This window comes from Candidatus Endoriftia persephonae (genome assembly GCF_023733635.1).
In the GTDB taxonomy this organism is placed as follows: domain Bacteria; phylum Pseudomonadota; class Gammaproteobacteria; order Chromatiales; family Chromatiaceae; genus Endoriftia; species Endoriftia persephonae.
Genome location: NZ_CP090569.1, coordinates 1,689,544 through 1,709,103, shown reverse-complemented (window position 1 = coordinate 1,709,103; position 19,560 = coordinate 1,689,544). Strand labels below are relative to the sequence as shown.

At 50.9% G+C, this 19,560-nt stretch carries 18 protein-coding genes and 2 pseudogenes; 14 read left to right on the top strand and 6 right to left on the bottom strand.

The window, feature by feature from the left end; all coding sequences use genetic code 11:
• The first annotated feature begins 177 nt into the window (after window positions 1–177).
• The 5 genes from L0Y14_RS07680 to L0Y14_RS07660 all read left to right on the top strand — a co-directional run bounded on the left by L0Y14_RS07680 (window position 178) and on the right by L0Y14_RS07660 (window position 7,293).
• Entirely contained in the window at window positions 178–2,370 is a 2,193-nt protein-coding gene (locus L0Y14_RS07680; RefSeq protein WP_005964865.1) for an HAD-IIB family hydrolase, read from the top strand.
• Window positions 2,367–3,224 carry an HAD-IIB family hydrolase gene (locus tag L0Y14_RS07675; protein ID WP_006475669.1) on the top strand — a complete coding sequence of 286 codons (858 nt, stop codon included), beginning with the start codon at window positions 2,367–2,369 and terminating at the stop codon, window positions 3,222–3,224. The genes L0Y14_RS07680 and L0Y14_RS07675 overlap by 4 nt, the downstream gene beginning before the upstream one ends.
• Before the next feature lie 90 nt (window positions 3,225–3,314).
• Window positions 3,315–4,193: a carbohydrate kinase family protein gene (locus tag L0Y14_RS07670; RefSeq protein WP_006475668.1), complete on the top strand. Its 879-nt coding sequence runs from the start codon at window positions 3,315–3,317 to the stop codon at window positions 4,191–4,193.
• Window positions 4,194–4,228: 35 nt separating this feature from the next.
• Window positions 4,229–6,202 (top strand): alpha-amylase family glycosyl hydrolase, encoded by a 1,974-nt coding sequence (locus tag L0Y14_RS07665; protein ID WP_005964850.1) that lies wholly within the window; start codon window positions 4,229–4,231, stop codon window positions 6,200–6,202.
• Between the two features lie 197 nt (window positions 6,203–6,399).
• Window positions 6,400–7,293, top strand: a complete 894-nt coding sequence (locus tag L0Y14_RS07660) for a cation diffusion facilitator family transporter (protein ID WP_005964848.1) — start codon at window positions 6,400–6,402, stop codon at window positions 7,291–7,293.
• 313 nt (window positions 7,294–7,606) lie between these two features.
• On the opposite strand, the gene L0Y14_RS07655 is transcribed toward L0Y14_RS07660, so the two are convergent.
• Complete coding sequence (locus tag L0Y14_RS07655; protein WP_081417750.1) at window positions 7,607–8,107, bottom strand: BCAM0308 family protein; 501 nt, start codon at window positions 8,105–8,107, stop codon at window positions 7,607–7,609.
• A 216-nt stretch (window positions 8,108–8,323) separates the two neighbouring features.
• Here L0Y14_RS07655 and ahcY point away from each other — a divergent pair, with 216 nt between their 5' ends.
• Both ahcY and L0Y14_RS07645 read left to right on the top strand, forming a co-directional pair.
• Window positions 8,324–9,607, top strand: coding sequence for an adenosylhomocysteinase (gene ahcY / locus L0Y14_RS07650; RefSeq protein WP_005964845.1), 1,284 nt, complete (start codon window positions 8,324–8,326; stop codon window positions 9,605–9,607).
• A gap of 27 nt (window positions 9,608–9,634) precedes the next feature.
• Entirely contained in the window at window positions 9,635–10,495 is an 861-nt protein-coding gene (locus L0Y14_RS07645) for an alpha/beta hydrolase (RefSeq protein ID WP_039960386.1), read from the top strand.
• Window positions 10,496–10,541: 46 nt separating this feature from the next.
• On the opposite strand, the gene L0Y14_RS07640 is transcribed toward L0Y14_RS07645, so the two are convergent.
• From L0Y14_RS07640 to L0Y14_RS07630, 3 genes are all read right to left on the bottom strand, one after another.
• Window positions 10,542–11,108, bottom strand: a complete 567-nt coding sequence (locus L0Y14_RS07640) for an HPF/RaiA family ribosome-associated protein (RefSeq protein ID WP_081417752.1) — start codon at window positions 11,106–11,108, stop codon at window positions 10,542–10,544.
• Window positions 11,109–11,169: 61 nt separating this feature from the next.
• Window positions 11,170–11,925 (bottom strand): slipin family protein, encoded by a 756-nt coding sequence (locus L0Y14_RS07635; protein WP_005964840.1) that lies wholly within the window; start codon window positions 11,923–11,925, stop codon window positions 11,170–11,172.
• Window positions 11,922–13,340 (bottom strand): NfeD family protein, encoded by a 1,419-nt coding sequence (locus L0Y14_RS07630; RefSeq protein WP_006475665.1) that lies wholly within the window; start codon window positions 13,338–13,340, stop codon window positions 11,922–11,924. Before L0Y14_RS07630 ends, L0Y14_RS07635 begins: the two co-directional genes overlap by 4 nt.
• Before the next feature lie 176 nt (window positions 13,341–13,516).
• Here L0Y14_RS07630 and L0Y14_RS07625 point away from each other — a divergent pair, with 176 nt between their 5' ends.
• The 4 genes and pseudogenes from L0Y14_RS07625 to L0Y14_RS07605 all read left to right on the top strand — a co-directional run.
• On the top strand, window positions 13,517–13,870 hold the full coding sequence (locus tag L0Y14_RS07625; RefSeq protein WP_138921925.1) for a DUF7980 family protein: 354 nt from the start codon (window positions 13,517–13,519) through the stop codon (window positions 13,868–13,870).
• Between the two features lie 9 nt (window positions 13,871–13,879).
• Window positions 13,880–15,036, top strand: a pseudogene (locus L0Y14_RS07620) (methionine adenosyltransferase).
• Window positions 14,930–15,229, top strand: a complete 300-nt coding sequence (locus L0Y14_RS07610; protein WP_240991739.1) for a hypothetical protein — start codon at window positions 14,930–14,932, stop codon at window positions 15,227–15,229. Before L0Y14_RS07620 ends, L0Y14_RS07610 begins: the two are co-directional and overlap by 107 nt.
• A gap of 297 nt (window positions 15,230–15,526) precedes the next feature.
• A pseudogene (locus tag L0Y14_RS07605) lies at window positions 15,527–16,194 on the top strand (IS3 family transposase); the annotation flags it as partial.
• A 217-nt stretch (window positions 16,195–16,411) separates the two neighbouring features.
• On the opposite strand, the gene L0Y14_RS07600 reads toward L0Y14_RS07605, so the two are convergent.
• Window positions 16,412–16,588, bottom strand: a complete 177-nt coding sequence (locus L0Y14_RS07600) for a hypothetical protein (protein WP_240991737.1) — start codon at window positions 16,586–16,588, stop codon at window positions 16,412–16,414.
• 8 nt (window positions 16,589–16,596) lie between these two features.
• Window positions 16,597–17,208, bottom strand: a complete 612-nt coding sequence (locus L0Y14_RS07595; protein WP_240991736.1) for a metallophosphoesterase family protein — start codon at window positions 17,206–17,208, stop codon at window positions 16,597–16,599.
• Window positions 17,209–17,428: 220 nt separating this feature from the next.
• On the opposite strand from L0Y14_RS07595, the gene L0Y14_RS07590 reads away from it, so the two are divergent.
• The 3 genes from L0Y14_RS07590 to L0Y14_RS07580 all read left to right on the top strand — a co-directional run bounded on the left by L0Y14_RS07590 (window position 17,429) and on the right by L0Y14_RS07580 (window position 19,245).
• Window positions 17,429–17,827, top strand: coding sequence for a TraR/DksA family transcriptional regulator (locus L0Y14_RS07590; protein ID WP_240991735.1), 399 nt, complete (start codon window positions 17,429–17,431; stop codon window positions 17,825–17,827).
• A gap of 553 nt (window positions 17,828–18,380) precedes the next feature.
• Entirely contained in the window at window positions 18,381–18,674 is a 294-nt protein-coding gene (locus tag L0Y14_RS07585) for a DUF211 domain-containing protein (RefSeq protein WP_039960622.1), read from the top strand.
• The gene (locus L0Y14_RS07580) at window positions 18,667–19,245 is read left to right on the top strand and encodes a VIT1/CCC1 transporter family protein (protein WP_039960623.1); all 579 of its coding nucleotides are present in this window, start codon (window positions 18,667–18,669) and stop codon (window positions 19,243–19,245) included. Before L0Y14_RS07585 ends, L0Y14_RS07580 begins: the two co-directional genes overlap by 8 nt.
• Window positions 19,246–19,560: the final 315 nt, after the last annotated feature.

Below are 19,560 nucleotides of genomic sequence, written 5' to 3'. Positions count from 1 at the left end.
GGGTCGGGCCGGTTGCCCTCCCAGGGGACGACGCGTCCCACACTCCTGCAGCCCAGCAAAAGAGCCTGTTGCAAAACGTCTTCTATGGTGTGAGCGATACCATTTCGACTATCATCAGTGACAGAAAACGCTCCCAGAGAACGGCCGGGGCGGAAGTCGAACAGGTGAGACCAGTCAGTGACGCATCTTGGCTCAGGAGCCACCATCGATAACAGCAAACCACTCTACCTCTGTCTGATTAGTGTGCATGGCTTGATCCGGGGCGAGGATCTGGAACTGGGCCGTGATGCCGATACCGGCGGTCAGACCAAATATGTGGTTGAACTGGCCAAGGCGCTGGCCAATCAACCTGCTGTCGGCAGGGTCGACCTGCTCACACGCCTGGTCGACGATCCAGACGTGCACCAGGATTATGCGCAACCACTGGAGGATCTGGGCAACGGCGCACGCATCGTTCGCATCGAGGCAGGGCCTCGGGGTTATCTCCCAAAAGAGGCGCTGTGGGAACATCTCGACAGCTTCATCGACAACACCACCAGGCTGTTCGATGAACAACAGCAGCTGCCCGACCTGCTGCACAGCCACTATGCGGATGCAGGCTATATCGGCTGTCGCCTCTCACACATCCTCGGCCTGCCGCTGATCCACACCGGCCACTCACTGGGCCGGGTCAAGCGCCGCCGCCTGCTCGCCAGCGGCATCAGCGCCACCGAGGTGGAGGAGCGCTACCGGATGTCGCGGCGCATCGAAGCGGAGGAGATGACCCTGGCCTCCGCCGAGCGGGTCATCACTAGCACCCATCAGGAGATCGAAGAGCAGTACGAGCTCTACGACCACTACCAACCCGAACAGATGGTGGTGATCCCCCCTGGCACCGACCTGACCCGTTTTCACCCCCCCCAGGGTGGTGAGTGGCAGACCCATATCGCCGACGAACTGGGGCGCTTTCTCCGCGAGCCTGAACGCCCCATCATCCTCGCCCTATCACGCCCCGACCCACGCAAAAACATCGCCGCACTACTCACCGCCTACGGCCAAGACCCAGAGCTACAGGCGATGGCCAATCTGGTGGTGGTGCTCGGCAATCGGGATGATATCGCCGAGCTGGACAACGGCGCCCAAGAGGTGCTGGGGGAGCTGCTGCAACTGATCGATCGCTACGACCTGTATGGCAAGGTTGCCTACCCCAAACACCACACAGCGGATGACGTGCCGCTGATCTACCGGTTGGCAGCGCTCTCCAACGGCGTGTTCGTCAATCCGGCACTGACCGAGCCCTTCGGTCTGACCCTGATCGAGGCGGCGGCCAGCGGTCTGCCGATCGTCGCCACTGAGGATGGCGGCCCCCGCGACATCACCGCCAACTGTCAGAATGGCCTGCTGATTGACCCCCTCGACCCGGAAGATATCGCCCTCGCCCTGAAGAGCGTGCTGCTCGACTGGGAGCAGTGGCAGCAGCGTTCGGTTCTCGGCCTGCAGGGGGTGCGTGAACACTACGTCTGGAATGCCCATGCGCAGCGCTATCTGGAGATGGTACTGCCGGTCGTGGCGAAGACTGCCCCACCGCTGGTGCGCACTGCACGCGGTCGGCGTCCCATGCTTTATCACGACCGGGCGATCTTTACCGACCTCGATCAAAATCTGCTGGGTGATAAGGGATCACTGGCGGAGCTGGTCAGCCTGCTACGAAAAAATCGTAAGTGCGTCTCCTTCGGCATCGCCACCGGCCGCCGCCTCGACTCGGCCCTGAAGGTGATGAAAAAGTACCACATCCCGGAGCCAGACGTGCTGATCACCAGCGGCGGCAGCGCCATCCACTATGCGCCGAAACTGACCGAGGACACGGCTTGGACCCGCCACATCGAAAAACAGTGGACCCCGCAACTGGTACGCCGGGTGTTAAACGCGCTGCCCGGTCTGCAGCCGCAGCCGCGAGTCGAACAGAGCCACTTCAAGATCAGCTACTACATCGATCCGGAGAAGGCGCCCTGTCTCGACGAGATCAACCAGCTGCTGCACCAGGAGGAGCTCTCGGTCAACGTGGTGCTCTCGTTCGGCCAGTTCCTCGATGTGTTGCCGATCCGCGCCTCCAAGGGGCTGGCGCTACGCTTCATGGCGACGCACTGGGGCATCCCGCTGGAACGCATCCTGGTGGCCGGCGGCTCCGGCGCCGACGAGGATATGATGCGTGGCAATACCCTGGCGGTGGTGGTGGGCAACCGCCACCATGAGGAGCTGTCGCAGCTGGAAGACGCCGAACGCATCTATTTCGCCCATGCCCCCTACGCCGCGGGCATCCTCGAAGCGCTGCAGCACTACGACTTCTTCCGCAGCTGTCAGCTGGCGGAGCCCGAGGGGAGCACCAGATGACGACTCCGCTGCTGCTTTGTACCGACCTCGACCGCACTCTGCTGCCCAACGGGGTCGAGCCTGAATCACCGGATGCACGCTGGCGCTTCACCCATTTGGTCGAGCAGCCAGAAGTGATCCTGGTGTTTGTCAGCGGACGCGATCGTCGTCTGGTGCAGGAAGCGATCAAGAACTATCTGCTGCCACGTCCCGACTTTGTCATCAGCAATGTCGGCAGCACGATCTACGACCTTCGACAGGGAGCTTGGCAGCTCTGGTCCCACTGGCAGGAGGAGATCGCTCCCGACTGGAACGGTCTCGATCACCAGGCACTACGCCTGCTGCTGAGTGATCTCGACAACCTGCGGTTGCAAGAGCACAGCAAACAGAACCGCTACAAGCTCAGCTACTATCTACCACTGCACCTGGAGCAGCAGTCGTTGGTGAAAAAGATAGAGGCACGCTTTCAGCAGTATGGTGTCGCCGCCAACCTGATTCTCAGCGTCGATGAGCCGGCTGGCGTTGGCCTGCTCGATATCCTTCCGCGCCGAGCCAGCAAGCTGCATGCAGTAGAGTTCCTGCAAGATTATCTCGGCATCCCGCGCCATCAGACCCTGTTTGCCGGTGATAGCGGTAACGATCTGCCGGTGCTGGCGAGCCCGATCCCCTCGGTGCTGGTCGCCAACGCCATGCCCTCAGTGGTAGAGGATGCGATCGCCGCCAGTCGCATCAACGGTACCCTCCCTGCACTCTACCTGGCCAGCGGCGGGCTTTTCGGCATGAATGGCAACTATAGCGCCGGCATTCTGGAGGGCGTCGCCCACTTCCACCCCGAGTTGCAGCCACTGATCGAGGGGGTTGAGAGTCATCTCTAGATCCGGCTCCAGTCAGATAGGGCCGTGCAAGCAGGCGCGATGTTTGATTGCCGAGTTATCAGACAAACCACCCAATAAGCTGAGGCAGAAATGGAATCACACCCGATCATCTTTGGCGAAGTGCTGTTCGACTGCTTTGAAGATGGCAGCCGTGTGTTGGGCGGTGCCCCCTTCAATGTCGCCTGGCATCTGCAGGCATTGGGCGCAGCCCCCCTCTTCATCAGCCGCGTGGGGGACGACTCGCTGGGGCGGCGGATCCGCGACACCATGCAGCAGTGGGGGTTGAGCAGCGCCGCGCTGCAGCTCGACTCTGCCCACCCCACCGGCAGCGTCGAGGTGACCATCCAGGATGGCGAGCCACACTTCGAGATTGTCGCCGAGCGCGCCTATGACTTCATTCAGGCCAATGCGCTACCACCGCTCGAGGCCACCCTGATCTACCATGGCAGTCTGGCGCTACGCCAGCCCCACTCGGCCAGCGCCCTCGCCAGTCTGAAACAGAGCCATCCAGCCCCGATCTTCCTGGACGTCAACCTGCGCCCCCCTTGGTGGAATGCGGAATCGATCAACCAGATGCTGGATGACGCTACCTGGGCCAAGCTCAATGATGACGAGGTGAATACCCTGCTGCCGGGCAGCAAGAACCTGCAGAACAAAGCGGAGCACCTGCTGCAGTGCCATCAACTCGAGCTGATCATCGTCACCCGCGGTAGCCAGGGCGCGTTTGCACTGAACAGCCAGCAGCACCACGCCGAGATCGTTCCCACCAGCGACACCAGGGTGGTCGACACAGTGGGTGCCGGTGACGCCTTCGCCAGCATCTGCATCCTGGGGCTGCTCAGGGACTGGGATCTTGCCAGCATGCTGAGCCGCGCCCAGGTGTTTGCCTCGCTGATCGTCGGCATGCGTGGCGCAACCGTGCGGGATACCGCCCTCTACCAGAGACTGAAACAGCAGTGGGGACTCTGATACCCTGCCCCACCCCAACATAAAAGAAGCCAAGCATGTACGAACAGGTCGCCCACTCCCTACTGAACGAGATCCTCGACCGCCTCAAGCCGGAGATCCGGCGCCAGGATCTGCGCCACTTCTACACTCGTCTCGGCGCCAACTTCTACGCCATCCACAGCCTGTTCCACTTGCTCTACGGCAAGCGTAGCGACTTCACCGAACAGATGATCAATCTGGTGGAAGTAATGGCCAACCAATACATCACCCGCAGCAAGCAGCTGGAACAGAGCGATATAGCACGGGAGAAGGAGCACAACTGGTTTCTCAGCCAGCAATGGGTTGGCATGGCGCTCTATGCCGACGGCTTCGCCGACGACCTGCGGGGGGTCCGCTCACGGCTCCCCTATCTGCAGGAGCTGGGGATCAACATGGTTCACCTGATGCCGGTGCTGAAGTGCCCCGAGAGCGCCAGCGATGGCGGCTATGCGGTGAGTGATTTCCGCCAGCTCGACAGCCGCGTCGGCAACCTCGACGACCTGCGCGAGCTGGCCGAGTCCATGCACAAACGGGAGATGCTGCTGGTGTTCGACGTGGTGGTCAACCACACCTCCGACGAACACGCTTGGGCGCAGATGGCCCGCAGCGGCAAGCAAAAATATCAGGACTACTACTACATCTTCGGCAACCGCGACGTGCCCGACATGTTTGAGGAGACCATGCCTGAGATCTTCCCCGAGACCTCGCCCGGCAACTTCACCTGGGACGAGACGATGGGCAAGTGGGTGATGAGCGTGTTTCACGACTACCAGTGGGATCTGAACTACAGCAATCCGGCGGTGTTCATCGAGATGATCGACATCATCCTATTCTGGGCCAACCAGGGGGCCGACATCGTACGCCTCGATGCAGTGGCCTTCCTCTGGAAGAAGATTGGCACCAGCTGCCAGAATGAGCGCGAGGCCCACCTGATCCTGCAGTTGATGAAGGACTGCTGCCAAGTCACCGCCCCCGGCGTATTGTTTATCGCCGAGGCGATCGTCGCGCCGGTAGAGATCATCAAATATTTCGGCGAGGATGCGGTGATCGCCAAGGAGTGTGAGATCGCCTACAACGCCACCTTCATGGCGCTACTCTGGGATGCGGTCGCCACCCGCAATGCCAAGCTGCTCAACCAGGGCATCCGCAACCTGCCAGACAAACTCGACCGCGCCACCTGGCTCAACTATATCCGCTGCCACGACGACATCGGCCTCGGCTTCGATGACCGGGACATCCGCCTTGCCGGTTACGAACCCCTCGCCCACCGACGCTTTCTGGTGGACTACTTCACCGGCACCTACGACGACTCTGAGGCCAAGGGACAACCCTTCGGCGTCAATGAGAAGACCGGTGACGCCCGTATCTCCGGCTCGCTGGCCTCGCTGGTGGGGCTGGAGTGGGCACTGGAACAGGACGATCCGGAGGCAATCGAGCGCGCTGTCAAACTGATCCTACTACTGCACGGCATGATCCTCTCCTTCGGCGGCATCCCACTGCTCTACTACGGCGACGAGATCGGTACTCTCAACGACTGCAGTTTTCTGCAGGATGAGAGCAAGGCCGGCGATAACCGCTGGATGCATCGTCCGCAGCTCGACTGGCAGAAAGCCGAGCTGCGGCTACGCCACGGCACTGTCGAACAGCAAATCTTTGACGGCCTGAAGAAGATAATCGCGGTGCGCAAGAGCATTCCCGCCTTCGCCGACTTCAACAACCGCGAATTGCTAGAACTCGACAACCCACACCTGTTCGCCTTCTGGCGCAGCCACCCCAACCAGAGCGGCGACCGGGTGCTGGTAGTCGCCAACTTCGACGCCTCACCCCAATACATCAACCTGAACGAACTCGGCAACCGCGGCATGTTCTGCTACGGCCAGGTCAAAGACCTCTGCAGCGGCGAGTCACCAGCCCTGTTCAAAGAGCAATTGGTGATACCGCCCTACCGCTTCTACTGGCTGACAGACCAGCAGCCGGAAGTGGAACTGTGAGGACTACGCTGATATTACCTTCAGCTCCACGCATCACAGGCAGCGAATTCCGGGGACAGAATTCTGGCATAGTGGTTTGTGCTGCCGGTGCTGTATGGGGTGTTTTCCCGCGCCGCGTACTATTCGAAAGATAAGGAGGATTAGCGCTACTCTATAAGTAATATGGGAGTATTAATGCATTCAGCAAAGAGCCACCGGTGGATCACGATCACCAGCATCATGATGTAGAGACAATGGGCGACCGTCGTTTGGCAATTGCCATCGCCTTTAATATGCTACTGACGCTGGCACAGGTGATCGGCGGCGTGATCTCAGGCAGCCTGGCGCTGATCGCTGACGCATTGCACAATTTCAGCGACGCCAGCTCACTGTTCATTGCCTGGGTGGCGCGTAAAATTGGTCGGCAACCCGCTGACCATTTCAAGACCTTTGGTTACAAACGGGCCGAGGTTATCGCCGCACTCATCAATCTGGTAACACTGGTGCTGATCGGTTTCTATCTCATCTATGAAGCGATATGGCGTATTTTCGAACCGCAGGTGATCGAAGGCTGGACGGTGGTCATCGTTGCCGGAATTGCACTGGTGGTGGATATAGCCACGGCGATACTCACCTACCATATGTCCAAAACCAGCATGAACATCCGCGCCGCCTTCCTGCATAACGTCTCGGACGCCCTGGCCTCGGTCGGGGTCATCATCGCCGGCGCCCTGATTCTGCTCTATGGCTGGTACTGGAGTGACACGCTGCTGACGCTGCTCATCGCCACCTACGTACTCTATCAGGCCGCCACGATGTTGCCACAAACCCTGCACATCCTCATGCAGGGCACGCCGAAAGATATTGTTATCGATGATGTCATCCATGCCATGCAGCAGGTGGCCGGCGTAAGCAACGTCCATCACGTCCATATCTGGCAGCTTGATGAATACCGCAACGCGCTGGAAGCGCATGTGGTGACCTCAGATGTTAGTCAAATGGAACCAACCAAGGCAGCCCTCAAAGAGGTATTAACGCAGCGGTTCTCCATCTCCCACTCCACACTGGAGTTCGAGATAACCCATTGTGCAGAAGGTCGAGAAGCGTGTTGATCCTCCTGGATCTCCAGTCAGACGAGTTCAAGGGATAGGAATTTGCTTTCTCGACGCAATGCCGATTTAACAGCTCCGCTCCTCTCGCAGGCAACGGCTCATGTGTTAACTCATAGCTCAGAGGGATCCTGGCTACCCCCCGGCCAATCGTCCTCCCACGGCGGAGCCCGCAGAGGTGGTAGTGGGTCCCGTAGAAGTTGCAATTTGACAATGCCTATAGCATGAAACCTTGTCCATATGATTGTATATTCCCTGTATTGCTCATTCCGACCTGCAAATAGTCGGCGCCAGATTATTGGGCTTGTATAACGATTTAACGCTTCCAGCTAACACGAAGCATAATATCGCCCTCCGTATACTGATAATCCAGTTTGCCCTTATAGGCATGATGCAAGGCTTCCCCCGCTCCTCTCGCCAGATGCGCATCAGTAAAGCTATAAATCATTTCACCATCCTCCGTCTCCGTTCCCATGATACGTTTAAGCGGATGTTCGCTTTTTTCCCGTTTTTCTACTTTAAGAATCAGCGCCTGGATTTCATCTTTATGTTGCACATAAAAATCGCCGCTGATTGTAAGAAAACCGGCCGGCACCTTGTCATGAATTCGATGGCATGCCGGACACATCGTTTCATGTGCATCCGCCGGTATCGTACCCCATTGCCAATGTCCTTTATGGTATACCGCACTGCAAACTGGACAGACTGTCGGTTCTTTCAATTTGGTTTTGGAATGATAAGGATCATGTTCCAGTTCTCGTAGCAAACGATGATCACCTTGCCGAATAAAATCCGTTTTTTTACCCGTACTGGTCATAACATGCTCCTTGTATCTATTATTACACATTTGTTAACAGGTTTTATTCAAGTATATGACCGAATCATTTATTAATCTATGCCGTTAGATCATTAACAGAAATATGGATTAAAAAACCTCATAAACTCAGTCTATATTTTAATGAGCATGGAAATAAAGACAGTATTATTAGGAATATAAGGTAAACTTGATTTATCTTCATTCTGGAACAATACAATGAAAAATAGTATTAACTTTGATATCAAGACCCCTGCCCTGGTCGAGCAAGGCAAACGGCGCATCGAATGGGCCTGGCAGGAAATGCCTGTATTACACATACTTACCAAACGTTTCATACATCAACGACCATTGAAAAACATTCGCATCAGTGGCTGTCTGCACATTACCACCGAAACGGCAAATCTAGCCCGAACTCTCAAGGCTGCCGGTGCAGAGATTGTACTCTGTGCCAGCAACCCTCTCAGCACGCAGGATGATGTCGCCGCCGCACTTGTCAAACATTATAAAATTCCTGTATACGCCATTCGCAGTGAAACGACTGAGCAGTATTATCAACATATCAATGTCGCGCTTGATCATCAGCCGGTTATTACCATGGATGATGGCGCGGATCTGGTCAGTGAGATCCACAAATCTAGACCTGAACTGATTCCAGAAATGATCGGTGGAACCGAAGAAACCACCACCGGTGTTATTCGCTTACGGGCCATGGCAACGGAAGGCGCATTGCAGTTCCCGATTATTGCTGTCAACGATGCCATGACCAAACATCTGTTTGATAATCGCTACGGCACCGGCCAAAGCACTCTGGATGGCATAATACGTGCCACTAATGTCTTGCTCGCAGGCAAGACGTTCACTGTTGTTGGTTATGGCTGGTGTGGACGAGGTATCGCCATGCGTGCCAAAGGGCATGGTGCCAAAGTAGTGGTTACTGAAGTTGACCCCTTAAAAGCACTAGAAGCCAGCATGGATGGCTATCAGGTCATGCCACTGATTGAAGCCTCCAAAATATCAGACTTTATTATTACCGCTACTGGCGACAAGCATGTGGTGGATAAACACCATATGCAAGTGATGAAAGATGGTTGCATCCTGGCAAACTCCGGTCATTTTAATGTCGAGATCAATATTCCTGCCCTTGAGTCACTTTCAATGAATCAACATCGTCCCCGCCCTTCAGTTGATGAATACATCCTCACTGATGGCAGAAAACTTCGTCTGCTAGCAGAAGGCCGGCTGGTCAATCTTGCCGCCGCCGAAGGCCATCCTTCTGCAGTCATGGATATGAGTTTTGCCAATCAGGTATTGTGTGCTGTTTACCTGGCTAACCTGAAAAGCAAAGGCAAACCAAAACTGGAAAACACGGTACATAATGTGCCATCTGAACTTGATCGGGAAGTGGCCAGATTAAAACTAGCCGCGATGGCTATTGATATCGATACGCTGACCCCGGAACAACAACATTATCTGTCATCCTGGCAGGAAGGCACATTATAAATTAACCAACAATGTCGGCTATATATGATGGAATGGCTCTGGAAATTATTACCCCTTGGCATTGCAGGCTATGTCGCATTCAGTGCTTTAGTCTATTTCATGCAGCCCGGAATGATTTTCTATCCCAATATACCCGGACGAGGGCTTGTCACCACACCAAAAAGTATCGGCCTAGATTATGAGGATGTAGAACTGATTACCGATGACGGCACCAGGATACATGGCTGGTTCATTCCAAATAGCAAGGCATCTGATACGCAAAAACAGGCAACCCTGTTATTTTTACATGGTAACGCCGGCAATATTTCTCACCGTCTGGATTCCATCAAACTATTTAATAACCTTGGCCTGGACATATTGATTATTGATTACCGTGGCTATGGACAAAGCACAGGCAAACCAACCGAGGCCGGAACCTATCAGGATGCAGAAGCCGCCTGGCATTATTTAACGGCAACTCGTGGTATTAAAGAAAATAAAATTATTCTCTTTGGCCGTTCGCTGGGTGGTTCAATCTCCGCCTGGCTGGCCAGTCAGCATACACCGGCTGCACTGATTGTTGAATCCAGCTTTAGTTCCGCCCATTCCATGGGGCAGCGCATCTATCCTTTTCTACCGGTGCGTTTGCTCAGTCGTTTCCAGTACAACACTAAAGAATATGTCAAAGCAATACACTGTCCTGTGCTGGTGGCGCATAGTCGTGATGATGACATTATTCCCTACGAAGAAGGCCGGGATATTTTTAATTCCGCCCACGAACCCAGATATTTTCTGAAAATGCGTGGCGGCCATAATGACGGATTTATCATTAGTGGCTCAAGTTATGTCGATGCACTGGAATCATTTATTAACACTAGCGTCAATCAACAAAACATGAATACACAATAGTTTATTGTCGGCATCCGTTTCACTTTAGCGGATTGTACCTGTAATTTCATGTGACAATATGATGTTTACCAATCACATGCACCCTACTTGCCTGGGGACCCTCATCACCGGCCTCTTCCGTAAAGCGGACTTCATTGCCGATTTCCAGCACATCATAATCACCGTTAACAATGCTGTTACGGTGAAAATATATTTCACGTCCATCATCAGCCTGGATCATGCCATAGCCTTCATCAGCAACCAGTTTTGATATCGCACCATGAGGTGGAACTTCATGAAGTTTGACCTTTTGTCGCTGTTTCCTGGCAAAGTCCTGTAATTGCCGACGCGCGGCATTAAATGCATCCCGCACCGTTACATAGGCATCTTCATGGGCATGATGTTGATCAGGTGAACGACTAACAACAATTTCATCACCCGGCACAGTTATATCCACCCTGACGTGATACAAATTTCCTTTATGATGATGTCCATGTGGGGATTCAATCATAATCCGGCAACTCATAATCTGATCATAGTATTCTTCCAGCTTGGCAGCTTTTTCACGAATATCCGCTTCCAGCGCATCGGAATGGGGAATATCACGAAATGTAACCTGTAATGGTATTTTCATAACTACTGCCTCCATTAGTCATTTCAAGTACTCTTAAACTCAACGATCTATGCAACCTGATTTATTCAACCTTTTTAATCAGGCCTTCAATAAGCTCCATTGGCAAAGGAAATACAATCGTATTGGAACGCTCACCTGCAATTTCAGTCAGCGTTTGCAAATAACGTAATTGCAAAGCCTGGGATTGTTGCGAAAGGGTCCTTGCTGCTTCCAGTAACTTATCGGCCGCCTGCATTTCACCTTCTGCATGGATAACCTTGGCACGTCGGGTACGCTCGGCTTCAGCTTGTTTGGCAATGGCACGCACCATACTTTCATTCAGATCAACATGTTTAATTTCAACATTGCTGACCTTGATGCCCCAGGCATCAGTTTGCTGGTCCAGAATACTTTGCACATCCGCATTGAGTCGCTCACGTTCCGACAGCATTTCATCCAACTCATGTTGCCCCAATACAGATCGCAAGGTGGTCTGGGCAAGCTGACTGGTCGCCACATAAAAGTCCTCTACCTGGATAATCGCCTTGTCAGGTTCAATCACCCGGAAATAAACCACCGCGTTAACCTTTACTGAGACATTGTCACGTGAAATGACATCCTGACTCGGCACATCCATAACGATAGTACGCAAATCAACCCGAACCATTTGCTGGATAAGCGGAACAACAATAATGAAGCCGGGGCCTTTGACTTTCCAGAAACGACCCAGCAGGAAAATCACACCACGTTCATATTCACGTAGTATCCTGATTGCACTGAACAGAAGCAGTACAACAAAAGAAATTAAAATATAAAAGGTATACGCTGTCATAGTCATGGTTCTGACTCCTCTGTTGTCTTATCCAAAGGTTCAACCTCCAGAGTTAAACCCTTGACTCCGATCACCTTGACCCGCTGGCCTTCGTGTAAGGGGACATTGCTGATAGCATTCCAGTTCTCACTATGAATAGACACAGTGCCCTTGCGCTCAAAGTCAACCACCACAATGGCAGTGCCACCGGTCAATTCTTCCAGTCCACTCACCACCGGTCGCCGCCGCACCTTGACCGCCATGCCAATAATAAAAATAAATATCAGGGCACTGGTTGCCGCAAAGGTTATGATCACTGAAATATCAATACCAAAGCCGGGTGTCTCTGTATCCATCAGGATGATCGAGCCAAACACAAACGAAATAACACCGCCGATACCCAGCACACCGAAACTAGGTTCAAAGGCTTCCCCTATCATTAAGGCAACACCCAGTAATATGAGTGCCATCCCGGCATAGTTGATGGGTAACATCTGGAATGAATACAATGCCAGTAACAGGGAGATGGCGCCGATAGTTCCTGGCACAATGGCACCGGGATTGGACAATTCGAAGATCAGGCCGTAAATCCCGATCAGCATCAGAATATAAGCAATATTCGGATTGGTTATCACGCTCAGCAAACGGCTACGCCAGTCAGGCTCAATTTGCTGAACAACCCGTCCGGTTGTATGCAAGGTGCGTTTCTCACCTTGCACTTTAACTTCTCTACCCTCCACCTGCTTCAGGAGATCAGCCATGCTGGTAGCGATAATATCAATAACGTTCAGTTTCAAGGCATCACTTGCCGGCAGGCTGGCCGCTTCCCGTACTGCTTTTTCCGCCCAGTCCTGATTCCGGCCATGGAGTTCGGCCAACCCACGGATATAGGTCACCGCATCATTAATTGCCTTGTTCTTCATCGCATCATCACTGGCTATGGTTTCTGGTTTATCATCCCTGTCTTTTTCCTTATCCTGATTATTTTCCCTGTTCTTAACCCCCTTCTTATCGGGAGCCGTGGGTTGCGGAAACCCACCTATTTGCACCGGTGTCGCAGCGCCCAGGTTGGTACCCGGCGCCATAGCCGCAATATGGCTAGCATAAAGGATAAAGGTACCCGCACTGGCGGCACGGGCACCCGTTGGTGCAACATAACTGACAACAGGCACAGAAGAATTGGTAATATTTTTAACAATCCCGCGCATGGCTGTATCAAGCCCACCGGGGGTGTCTATACGAATCACCACCAGTTCAGCCTTTTGCTCATTTGCTAATTCAAGTGCCCGTTCAATATAATCATCCGTTGCCGGGCCAATGGCATCTTCGATGGTAAGTTGAATAATATGCCCATCCAGCCTGTCGGCACAAACCGCAGGCCCCATAAAAGCAGCCACTATCAATAGCGGTATGACGAAAAATATTCTTGTCAGTCTCGCCATGCTTACAATTTCCTGTTATTAATCTAAGTACGCATTCTAAATACCAGTCCACCATGAATGTATGTGCTATTAACCAAGTGATCTGGCATTTGGAACTTTAATCTACTTTAAGCATAGCTGTTGTACGACTGCTTTGCGACACAGAAACAGTATTAAGTATAGACAAAGTAAACTGCATGGTTATGAAGCAGCATTTAAAAAATTCGATACTGGTGACTATTGGCTTTATTCTTTCACCTTTGTCCTGGTGGAATGACCTTGTAGTCAATGTACCGCTGGGATATGCGTTTGCCTGGCCGTTTTCACTCATCAATGAGCAACTATTTTTGCCTGCTTTTATCCTGGGTTACTGGTTAACCAACCTGCTTGGTTTTTTGTTGCTACATTGGGGCAGCGAAGGATTGCTTTATCAAAGCCGATCAACCATCAGCATAAGAAGAAGTCTTGTTGTTTCAGTAATATATTCAGTTATTGTGATGCTAATGGTTCTATTCGGCTGGATTGCATCACCAACAGAATATCTGGACTAGAATTGCATTATGCAGCAACTTAATACTACAGCTATCAATACCATTCCGTATGCCAAACAACCGGTGGAAATCGTGGAACGCAAGGGTATGAGCCACCCCGATACCATCTGTGATGCGCTGGCTGAAGAGCTGAGCCGGTCCCTGTGCCAGTTCTATCTCGAACATTTTGGACTGGTGTTACATCATAATGTCGATAAAGCCCTTTTATGGGGCGGCACATCACAACCGCTCTTTGGCGGTGGCAAGATACTGGCTCCAATGGAAATCTTTCTGGCTGGACGAGCGACTTGTGAATACAAAGGCATCAGGGTTCCGGTTAAAGAACTGATGCACGATAGTGCTTCAAACTGGCTTGAATCGAATTTTCACGTCTTTGATCCCGCACAACACATCAAACTGCATTGCTTAATCCGACCCGGTTCAATGGATCTAGTTGAACTTTATCTTCGTCAGAAAGAAACTGGCATTGCGCTGGCCAATGACACCTCATGTGGTGTGGGCTATGCACCATTGAGTGAACTGGAACGTGTTGTTCTGCAGATAGAAAAGAAACTCAACAGTAACGAAATCAAATCATTACATCCAGAAATCGGTGAAGACATCAAGGTCATGGGCACACGCCGGGGTGATACAGTTGAACTGACCATCGCCTGTGCCTTTATAGATCGCTATATTTCAAGCCTGCACGACTATTTCGATAAAAAATTACATCTTGCCTCTCTGGTTGAACATGAAACGAAACTGACCACGCACAAGCAGGTAATGGTTACCATCAATGCTGCCGATGATATTGCCGCAGAAAGCATCTATTTAACGATAACCGGTACTTCCGCCGAATCCGGCGATGATGGTGAAGTGGGCCGTGGCAATCGGGTCAATGGTTTGATCACGCCCTATCGCTCGATGAACATGGAAGCTGCGGCGGGGAAAACCCGGTGACCCACGTTGGCAAACTCTACAATATTGTGGCACAGCAGATCACCGATAGTCTGGTGCAGGAGCTTGATGAAATAGAGGAAGCTTATTGTTATCTGGTCAGCCAGATTGGCAGTCCGATCAATGAACCAAAAATCGTGGATCTTCGCCTGCAACACAGCACAAGTTGGAATTTTCTATCTAAACCCAGACAAGACCTTTACTCTTGTCAGTGGTCCTTACCATCTTAAATTTCTTGATGGTTATTATCCGCTGCATGTCAGTTTTGCTGTCACCTATCCTGGAGATCGACTACGCTTTACTGAAATGAAACCGGTACATCCTCTGGACATGCACCCCATGTTACAGGCGGGAAAAGTAAGTATCGATACCTTTTTTGAAGGTCGTTTGATAATAAAAATGAATTTTCAGGCTATTGAATAATCGTCAATCCTTATGGCTAAGGAGCCTCTGATTAAGTCTGGACGAAGTGGATTATGACTCAGAATATTCAGATTCAATGCACAAATCGCACGTAAAGCTATCGCTCCTCCCCTACATCCCTGTAGGGGGATAGCTGGCCATTGCGAACGACTGCATGAATGCAGGAGGTAAAGCAACGAATGGAGCAGTTGCCGAGATTTCCCAGGCAGAAGCTAGATATTCTGAACACAAGATACGAGTTCATGGCTTGATCAGAGGCTCCCTAAAATACACTTGGCGCGCACCTCTCAACAAAGCCTGATGCGGATCATTGACGAGCAGTATCTGAGAACCCCGTTTTTTGGTTCCAGGCAGATGACCGACTGGCTGCGCCTGAATGGGCATCAGGTCAAGCGCAAGCGGATCCAGCGGCTCATGTGTATCATGGGCCTGGAAGGCACAGTACCAGGGCCACACACGTCGAAGCCCCACCCGAAAAACAAGGTCTATCCGTACCTGCTGAGAGGACTGGTACTCCGCCATTCCAATCTCGTGTGGTCTGCCGACATCACCGTCATCCCGATGCCGGTTGGCTTCATGTATCTGGTGGCAATCATCGACTGGTACAGCCGCTACGCACTTACTTGGCGATTATCCAACACCATCGATACGCCGTTCTGTCTGGAGGCACTCGATCATGCACTGTCACATGCCCATCCGTGTATCTTCAACAGCGACCAAGGGCGCCAGTTCACCAGCGTTGACTTCACCGGCCGGCTGCTGGAAAACCAGATCCTGATCAGCATGGACGGCCGCAGCCGGGCATTGGATAATGTTTTATTGAACGACTCTGGCGCAGCGTCAAGTACGAGGATATCTATCTGCGTGAATATGGCTCTGTACCAGCACTCGAACAGGGGCTGACGGCGTATTTCCGGTTCTACAACCAGGAACGCCCGCACAGCTCGTTGGATGGCCGGACCCCGGCCTAGGTTCATGTATCAGTCCTGCCCAGGCAGGACTGATCATGCTTTTTCAGGCGCCAGATCTTTACTTATTTTCACCCTGATGCTGTCCAACGATTGGGAGCCACTTCAGTCAGGCTGTCGTCATCACCTGTCAGACCTGTACGTTGACGCATCAAATCCGAGAAATCACTTGCGGTTCCCTTGCCCAACACAAACCCTGAATCATTTACCGCCTTCATACTCTTTTTGGCATAGTTTGTACATCAACCCCCTGCTCCGTAGCCAGTTTCACAAAACCATTATGAAATCCTTCTTCTGCAAGCATACCGCCAAAATCAAACAGTACAGCACATATAATTGTATCAGTCACAATAGTTACGAGGTTTAATGAAAAATAAACAATTTTTCGCATTATTCATCTCATGCCCCCCAGTTCCATGACTTTACGATAGATTTATCTGGCAGAGAAAGAAATTCAACCTTCATTTCAGGCAGACTTAGTATTCCGCAAGCATTGTTAAAACAGGTACTACCCGGGTTAATGAGTAATACATCACCAAGTTGTTCCGCATAAACCTGGTGAGAATGGCCAACAATCAGAATATCATATTCAAATCCCGCCAAAGCTTGAGTCCAGATTTCCTTTTGTTCAGAAACCACCCCCCCTTTTTCATCCAGCAACTTGATTCCATGCCTATCATGAGTCGGTGGGCGGGAATGAACCATATACAGGCTTTTACCTTCAATTGTAAATTCTAGCGCAGCCGGTAATTGCGCAATCCATGACTCAGCAGGCGTTCTATCGTCCTGATTTATACCCTGTAAATGCCAGTTATCATGATTACCAATAACCGTTTTACATTCATTACTGATTAATAATTCAGCGGTTCCATCCAGATCATTACCATATCCGGCAATATCCCCCGCACATAAAATCATCTCCACTCCAATCTTTTTCAGAAGCGACAGCGCCTCACCCAAAGGTTCAGGATAGGAATGAACATCACCAATTAAACCGATTTTTGTTGCCATAATTTCTCCGTTACTGATCTGTAGAAAACATAGCCAAAGAAATATATGTTTTATCGATGAAAACATATTTGCATATAATCCATTTCGTGCATATGCTTATGAATATCAGCACATCAATTTAATGCCGAATACAAACCCAACAAAATCACATCAATGTAATAAAACAGATCTGCACCCAGGAAAGCCTCTAAATGACTCTTCCAAACAGGAGGAACAGGCCATGCCAGCAAAGCTCACTAACAGACAGATTGCCGAATTTCACCAACAACTCAGAGACCGTTATTACGAACTGCGGGAAGAAGTTCGACAAGAATTATTAAAATCAGATAATGAACAGTATATTGATCTGGCAACACGTGTTCATGATATAGCCGAAGAGTCGGTTGCCGATTTTCTGGTCGATCTGAATCTAGCCAATATCGACAGACACATTAATGAAATTCGTGAGATCGACGCTAGCCTGATCCGACTCGCTCAAGGCAACTACGGCAAGTGCTCTGACTGTGGCGAAGCCATTTCTGAACAACGCTTAAAAGTCAATCCAACATCCTGTCGTTGCTATAATTGTCAGGAAATACATGATAAGAAGTTCGTCCAACCAGGACATGCAAGTCTTTAATTTGACAGAAAACAGGTTCCATAAAGCAATATAATCATGTAGTACCTGGCGCGTAATACGAAGCAGATTAGGTCGTATATTTTTCCTCTAAATGGAGGGATACCGATCCACATTTTATCATGAATCACTTATTATCCCTTTCTACCTTATCTCTCAGGTTTCGCAAGATCATAACCTTTGCTTGATTTTAATTTAACGTCGTCAGCGTGTATTGGCTTTCAATCAAATCAGCCCGCACTGCCCATCCTGCTCGGGCGTAAGAGCACTTTGCCCTGACTTCATGCTATATATAATTTTTTTATTACCACAATGACATTCTTAGGCGTATATGTTCGCTCTATGTAAATAATAGATGTTTGAAATCAACCAGAAAACAACAAATTATCTGGACATATTGTTTTAACCAGGAGCATCTGCAGTGATGATGTCTATAATCCATATGAGCAAGTCCGGTTTCGGTTTTGCAAATCATGTCAGTGATCAGCAGTGTGCTGATATTTTCTATTAGTTGGCCTATTTATTTCTGGACCAAAACTGTAGAGTGATGCTATCAATGGTAAAAGTACAGCGAATCGTGCTAGATGTCCTCAAACCGCATTCACCCAATGGGCTTGAGTTTTCCACGCAACTGGCAAAAAAATGCCCCGACTGCTGGTTTAACTTTAAAGTGGTCGAAGTGGATGAAAAAACGGAGACCGTAATTCTTGTTGTCGAGTCAGAAAATATCCCCTATGACGATGTGTCTGATGCGATTACATCAATGGGTGGATCCATTCACAGTATCGATGAAGTAGAAGTCATCAGCATGGGTGATTCAGCGGATTCATCAACGCAGACCGATGTTTAAACGATTTCAGCTGCTATTTAGCATTTCACAATCTAATCTTATCGTGCGACGCTACTTTGTAGTGAATGGTTTCGATGGTGCACTCACCATGCTGGGTTTATTGATGGGGTTTCATGTCAGCAATAATGTAATTCTATCCGTGGTTATTACTGCCTGCATGGGTACGGCAATTGCGCTGGCGGTAAGTGGAATCAGTAGCGCCTATATCAGCGAATCAGCGGAGAAGAGACAGGAACTAAGGGAACTTGAAGATGCCATGATTGCGGACTTGCAGCAATCGGCCCATGGTCAGGCAGCCCGTCTCATGCCCTTTATTGTTGCCGTGGTCAACGGCATGTCACCTTTCATTTTTGCATTGATAATTATGACCCCGCTGGGAGTGGCGCATCGGTATCCGTGGCTTATCAGTTACCCTCTTGAAACTGCCGCCACGGTTGCTTTTATATTGATTTTCTTTCTGGGAGTATTCATAGGAAAAATTAGTGGTGGCTTCTGGCTATGGGCTGGCTTGCGAGCCTTGTTGATTGCATTGATTACTAGTTTATTGATCTATATTGTAGGTCTTGTATAAGGAGCCTTCGTTAATTTCGTTTCAAAGGATAGAAATGTGCTTTTGCTACGCTAAGCCAATTTAACAGCGTCGCTCACTGCTCACCCCTGATTCCTTGTCATTGCTCTTCTCCTCGCCGCTCCCGCAGATGCTTCAGGTTTATTATTCCCACCCCAAAACCCCAGCGCCAACCGCCAACCCAGCCGTTTACAGCCATTTATGGCCGAATTCATAGATTCAAAAAAACGGCAACACTTCGCCCCACCCTTCTCAGGCAATAGGCGGTAGCGGCTCATGTGTTAACTCATAGCTCAGAGAGATCTGACAACCGGCTTT